Origin of the sequence: Frankia sp. R82 (assembly GCF_023716925.1) — a bacterium.
Lineage (GTDB): Bacteria > Actinomycetota > Actinomycetes > Frankiales > Frankiaceae > Frankia.
This window is the reverse complement of sequence record NZ_JAMQQG010000104.1, coordinates 1-3,715: the sequence shown is the minus strand read 5'-3', so window position 1 is coordinate 3,715 and position 3,715 is coordinate 1. Positions and strand designations below refer to the sequence as shown.

Annotated in this window: 3 protein-coding genes; all 3 read left to right on the top strand. The window is 75.2% G+C overall.

Annotated features, from left to right (window positions below; all coding sequences use genetic code 11):
• On the top strand, positions 1 to 1,522 hold a 1,522-nt coding region (locus ND747_RS15800; protein WP_251734383.1), incomplete at its 5' end, for a lipopolysaccharide biosynthesis protein.
• Positions 1,519 to 2,505 carry a bifunctional 2-polyprenyl-6-hydroxyphenol methylase/3-demethylubiquinol 3-O-methyltransferase UbiG gene (locus ND747_RS15795; RefSeq protein ID WP_251734382.1) on the top strand — a complete coding sequence of 329 codons (987 nt, stop codon included), beginning with the start codon at positions 1,519 to 1,521 and terminating at the stop codon, positions 2,503 to 2,505. The genes ND747_RS15800 and ND747_RS15795, both read left to right, overlap by 4 nt.
• Positions 2,506 to 2,583: 78 nt before the next feature.
• The coding region (locus ND747_RS15790; protein WP_251734381.1) for a glycosyltransferase at positions 2,584 to 3,715 on the top strand (1,132 nt) is incomplete at its 3' end.

Here is a 3,715-nt window from a genome sequence, read left to right as displayed (position 1 = left end):
GCTCGTGCCCGCGCAACGCCGGCCCGCGCAACGCCGGCCCGCGCACTGCCGGTCCGGGCACGGTCAGCCCGGACGGCCGCAGCCCCGCGGCCCCGGGACGCCCGGGCTACGCGCGCCCGGACCGCAGGCATCCGAGGCACGAGCAGTCGGGGTTCCGGCGGGGGATCCGGGCGGGGCGGGTGGGCCGGGCGGTGTCCAGCGGGGCATCGGGCGGATCGGGACGGTCGTCACCGGATGGCTGGGACTGGCCGCCGTCGCGAGCCTCGGGCAGGCCGTGGCCACCGCCCGGATGCTGCCGCTGGCCGAACGCGGGGCGCTCGTCGTCCTGACGACGATCTGTGCGTTCGGCGCGCTCGTCGGCGGGCTGGGCACGAACGTCGCGTTCCGCCACTACTTCGGCCGTGCTGATCCACGGGTCGGACTCGGTCACTATCTGGGTCTGACGTTGGCCGTGACGCCGTTGGCCGCCGGGCTGGTCACGGCCTCCTCCCTGCTGCTACTCACGCTCAGTGGCGGTGCCCGGGTGGACGGGCGGCTGCTGGCCGCCGTCGCCCTGCTCGCCGCGGCGAACCTGCTCGCCGCGCAGGTGCTCGACGCGCTCAACGCCGCCGGCGAGATCAGCCTGGCCGCGGCCCTGGCCGCCGGGACGAGCATCGCCCAGCTCGTCGCGTTGCTGCTCGGCCCGCGTCATCCCGGGCTCACACACATCCTGGTTGTCCTCGCCGGCTGCTGGTGCGCGCAGGTCGTCGTCTGCCTGGTGGAACTGGCCCGCCGCGGCCTGTCGGTGCGCCCCCGCCGGGACCGGACGGCCTGGCGGCTGCTCCTGCGCAAGGGTCTGCCCGCGCTCGGACTGAACATCGGCGCCACCGTCGCGTTCCGGTTCGACCGGCTGCTCGTCGCGGCCTTCGGCGGGGCGAGCGCGGCGGCGGTGTACTCCGTCGCCTCGGCGTCCTGCGAGGCGTTGCGGCTGCTGCCCGGCTCCGTCGGTCAGGTGATCTTCCATCGCAGCGCCCGCGGCACGCTCGCCGCCGCGACCCTGCGCCGGGTGACCCTCGCGGTGTGCGGGGTGCTGCTGGTCGTGGCCGGCGCGCTCGCGCTCGCCTCGCCGTGGCTGCTGGCGGAACTGTTCGGCGCCGGGTACGGCGCGGCCGTCACCCCGATGCGGCTGCTGCTGGTCGCGGAACTGCTGCTGGCGCCGTTCCTGATCGAGTGCCGGGTGTTGACCGGGCTCGGGCGCACCCGCGCGGCCGGCAGCGTGGGTCTGATCGGCCTGCTGCTGTCGGTGGGGACCTACCCGGTGCTCGTGCCCTGGCTCGGTGCGACCGGCGCGGCGATCGGCAGCATGATCGCCTACGCCGTGATGACGCTGCTGGTCCGCCGGGCCCTGCGCAGCCACCTCGCCGACGGTGCCACCCCCGTCGTGGCGGCCGGCCCGCCCATGCCCGTCCTGTTTCCCGATCTGCCCACCCCACTGGTGCCGCCGACCGCACCGGAACCTGCTGCCCGAGGGGCCCGCTCATGACCGCATCCGCCGAGTCCGTCCGACCCGCCCGGCCCGTTCCCGCCCGCGTCACGCTGGTCGTCCAGCCGGGGGCGCACCGCGGACGGCTGGCCTTCTACCGCCAGAGCGCCGACGCCGCCTTCTGGGACGATCTGTGGGACGCCCAGCCGGTCGACTACCGACGGGCCCGCACCGGGCATCTGCCGCTGCACCTGCGCCGGGCGGTGCGGCGCCACCTGCGGCCGGGGGGACGGGTGCTGGAGGCTGGCTGCGGGCCGGGGGAGTTCAGCGTTGCCATGGCGGCTCGCGGCTTCACCGCCGACGCCGTCGACTGGGCACCCCGCACCGTCGCCCGGCTACGGGCGGCGGCACCGCGGCTGCGGGTCTGGCAGGGCGATGTGCGAGCCCTCGAGGTACCCGACGGTAGTTACGACGCCGTCTACTCGCCCGGGGTCTGCGAGCACTTCGAAGCGGGCCCCGCCGACGTGCTGCGCGAGACCTTCCGGGTGCTGCGCCCCGGCGGTGTCGCGCTGGTTTCCACCCCCTGCTTCAGCCCCCTGCTGCGTGGCCTGGGCCGGGCCGCCACCTCGCCCGCGGGCCCGTTCGACGGTGCGGTCCGGGCCGTCGTCGGTGGCTCGGCCGATGCTGGTGGTTCGTCCCCGGATGCCCGTCCGAAGCGCGTGGTCAGCGCAGGTGCGCACGGTTCGACCGGCGTGCCGTTGTGGCTGCGGCGTCCCCAGGAGGGAGAGTTCTACCAGTACGCCTTCACACCGGGTGACCTGGCCGCCGAGCTACGGGCGGTGGGGTTCGAGGCGGTGCGCGCCCATCCGTACGGGGCGCTGGCCACCGCGCTGGAGTTCACCGCCGCCGGACGGGCCCTGGCCGCTCGGGTGGATCGAAGCCGGCTGCGGCCGGTGGAGGCCGGCCTGGAGCTTGTCGGCGCCCCACGGCTGTGCGGTCGCGCCTGCCTGTGGGTGGCGCGTCGGCCACGATCCGTGGCGTAGTTGAAGGCGTCAGGGTCGGGGGACCCGCGTGCGACGGTGGCGCGGACGCTGCGTTGACCCCTGGGAGGATCCTGCCCGATGAAGATCGCCACGTTGGTCAAGACCGGGGACGGTCCACTGTGGATCATCCCGCACGTGCTGGCGGCCCGCGCGGCCGGCGACGAGGTGGTCGTGCTGCTGCCGGCCCCACACCACCGGAACAGCCGGGTCGCCCGCGAACTGGCCGCCCAGGGCGTGCCGGTGGTCGAAAGCCCCGCACCGCTGGCCGGAGCGTCGCTGCCGGCGCGGATCGCCGCGGTCGGCCGGCTGCGGACGACCCTGCGTGAGCTCGGCGTCGACGTCGTGCACTACCACCTGTACGCCTCGGCGCTGGCCGCGCGCCTGGCCACCGTGGGCACCCCGATCACCCGGGCGCACATGGTCGCCGGACCCCTCTACCTGGACAACACGCTGATCCGTCGGGTCGAACGGGTGCTGTGTCGCCTCGACCACCTGCTGATCGCCAGCACCGGGAACATCCGGGACCGGTACACCGCCCTCGGCCTGCCCGAACACCGGATCCGCACGCTGCCCTACGGTGTCGATCTGGACCATTTCAGTCCCGCCACACCCGAAGCGCGCCGCACGGCACGCGCCGATCTCGGCTTTGACGCGGACGAGTTCGTCGCCGTCTGCGTCGCCTACTTCTATCCGCCGAAGCGGCTGGTGCATCCGGGCCGGGGCGTCAAGGGGCACGAGGTCCTGCTCGAGGCCTGGTCCCGGTTCGTCGAGCGGGGCGGACGCGGCACGCTGATCCTGCTCGGCGGTGGGTACGGCGAGGCCGGCACGCGCTACCGCGAGCAGCTCCGGGCCGCCTGGGCGTCGCAGCCCGGAGCCGACCAGGTTCGCTGGGTGGACAGCGTCCTCGACGTCCGGCCGTTCTACGCCGCCGCCGACGTCAACGTGGTCTCCTCCTGGTCGGAGGGCTACGGCTCGGGCCAGGAAGCGACCGCCTGCGGCGTGCCGACGGTGGCCACCGCGGCCGGCGGGCTGCCCGAGGTCGTCGACGACGAGACCGGCTGGCTGGTCGGCCGCGGCGACGCCGCGGCCCTGGCCGACGCCCTGCTGGACGCCGCCGCCGGCCGTGGCACCCCGGCGGCACGGCACCGGGCCGAGGCCACCCGCCGCCGCGCCGAGCAGATGTTCGACCGTCGCATGCTCAGCCAGGACG